Annotated in this window: 3 protein-coding genes; 2 read left to right on the forward strand and 1 reads right to left on the reverse strand. The window is 40.0% G+C overall.

What is annotated here, in order from left to right:
• A partial coding sequence (locus C7B62_RS25230; protein WP_146132228.1) for a bifunctional diguanylate cyclase/phosphodiesterase occupies nucleotides 1-693 on the forward strand: 693 nt, incomplete at its 5' end.
• 44 nt (nucleotides 694-737) lie between these two features.
• On the opposite strand, the gene C7B62_RS25235 is transcribed toward C7B62_RS25230, so the two are convergent.
• Nucleotides 738-1,535 (reverse strand): TlyA family RNA methyltransferase, encoded by a 798-nt coding sequence (locus C7B62_RS25235; protein WP_106244289.1) that lies wholly within the window; start codon nucleotides 1,533-1,535, stop codon nucleotides 738-740.
• A gap of 426 nt (nucleotides 1,536-1,961) precedes the next feature.
• On the opposite strand from C7B62_RS25235, the gene C7B62_RS25240 reads away from it, so the two are divergent.
• A partial coding sequence (locus C7B62_RS25240; RefSeq protein WP_199194382.1) for a signal recognition particle receptor subunit alpha occupies nucleotides 1,962-2,408 on the forward strand: 447 nt, incomplete at its 3' end.

Below are 2,408 nucleotides of genomic sequence, written 5' to 3' on the forward strand. Positions count from 1 at the left end.
GGTGTTTTATCTGGTTTTGAAGCTTTAGCTCGCTGGAATCACCCCACCAAAGGAGCAATTGGTCCAGGTGATTTTATTCCCGTATGTGAAGAAACTGGTTTGATAGTTCCTCTAGGCAAATTGTTGCTGAAAGAAGCCTGTAAAACCGCCCGTAGCTGGCACTTAAAATATCCTGAACATCCACCGATAAAAATGAGTGTTAATCTTTCAGGACAGCAATTTCGGGAAGAACAACTGGTCGATGAAATTGAAAGCATTCTAGCCGAAACTGGTCTATCAGGAAAATTCCTCAAGCTAGAAATTACGGAAAGCATTTTAATTGACAATTTAGAAACAGTTACCGAAATTATTCTCAAGTTAAGAAAGCAAGAAATCCAGTTTAGTATTGATGATTTTGGGACAGGATATTCATCTTTAAGTTATCTACATCGTTTTCCAGTTGATACTATCAAAATAGATCGTTCATTTATTAGTCAAATGCAGTCAAACGGCGATAATTCAGCCATTGTTAAGGCGATCGTTACTCTTGCTCACATGCTTGATATGGATGTCATCGCCGAAGGAATTGAAACGACCTCTCAACTAGCTCAATTAAAATTGCTTCAATGTGAATATGGGCAGGGTTTCTTTTTCTCTAAGCCTTTAAGTAAAAAGAATGCTGAAGCTTTTATCGCCAATTCTCGCCAATGGTAATTACTGTTACTAGACTTCACTGTTGTCTAAGTTGTCTAAGTTATCTAAGCAATTATTTCCTCGATTTTTGCCAGATCTAAAGATGGTTGAGCAGATGTAGATTCTGCTGTGGATAGCCAAAGTAGATACTCAACGTTGCCCGCTGGTCCTGTAATGGGCGAAATGGTTAGACCCCGATATTGCCAGCCTAATGCTTGGGCTACTTGCCATACCTGCATAATTGCCCCAGCGCGATCGCTAAAATCTCGCACCACGCCTTTTTTACCAACTCGCTCTCGTCCAACTTCAAATTGGGGTTTAACCAGCAACACGACTTCTTTGGGTGCAGCCAATAGATTCCAAAAAGGTTCTAGCACTTTGGTGAGGGAAATAAAAGATAAATCCATTACTCCCAAGTTTGCCATAGTTGCCTCGCCATATAGTTCGTGGGGGGGTAAATAACGGATATTCGTTCGCTCTTTGAGGATAACGCGATCGCTAGTACGAATATTCCAGGCTACTTGTCCATAGCCCACATCCACGCCGTAGACTAGTTTTGCTCCCGACTGCAATAAACAGTCCGTAAATCCCCCTGTAGATATACCTCCGTCTAAGCAAATGCGATCGCGTACTTGAATCTGAAAAGTTTCTAAAGCCTTGGCTAGTTTCTTGCCACCACGAGAAACATAGGGAGGTTGTTCTTTAACTTCAATTTGCGCCGTGGTGTTGATTTCTGTTCCAGGTTTATCCACGATTTCTTGATTGACCTTGACTTTTCCCGCCCTAATTAAACTCTGAGCCAATGAGCGAGATTCACAGAGTTCTAAGCTGACTAATAATTTATCTAACCGCTGTTTTGCCAAGGTATTATGAAAAGTACAACTGTAACTTTAAGCTGGAATTATCATATTATCAGTTTCTGTGACCAGCTAAAAGTATATAGATTATGGCTTATAAGAAATTTCTCAGATTATTTAGACCAAGGAAAAATAGCAGAGAAGAAATCATAGATAAAAAAAACCAGAGCTAGCAATATATTCTCACCATGCAGGCTCTGGATATGTTCGAGAAGTATCTTTAAATATATTAGATAGCATGGTAATCATAATCATCAGTCATTTGACTGAATATTAATTTTGATTAATCAGCAAGATGACTGAGGCGATTTTTAGATTGATTTTTGTTTCATCGGAGAAAACAAAAGTTGCTATTGTAATGACAAAAAGCTCACTCAACACCGCAAAATTATAAAATTACTAGGGAAGGGAATAATTAACGGTTAATATTTTATGTTTGATGCTTTAGCAGATCGCCTCGATGATGCCTGGAAAAAGATTCGTGGTCAGGACAAAATATCTAAAAGTAATATTCAAGATACTTTAAATGAAGTGCGTCGTGCGCTATTATCAGCCGATGTCAACCTTCAGGTAGTTAAAGCTTTTGTTGCCGATGTCGAAAAGAAAGCTTTAGGGGAAGGAGTTATTTCTGGTGTCAACCCAGGACAGCAGTTTATCAAGATTGTCTATGATGAACTGGTGAAGGTAATGGGGGAAAGCAATGTTCCTCTTGCCCAGGCAGATAAGCCTCCGACAGTAATTTTGATGGCGGGTTTGCAGGGTACAGGTAAAACGACTGCCACAGCGAAGCTAGCCCTTTATCTACGTAAACAAAAGCGCTCCTGCTTAATGGTAGGAACAGACGTATATCGTCCTGCGGCGATCGACCAATTACTTACC

The sequence above is a fragment of the Pleurocapsa sp. CCALA 161 genome (assembly GCF_003003995.1).
Classification (GTDB): Bacteria; Cyanobacteriota; Cyanobacteriia; order Cyanobacteriales; family Xenococcaceae; genus Waterburya.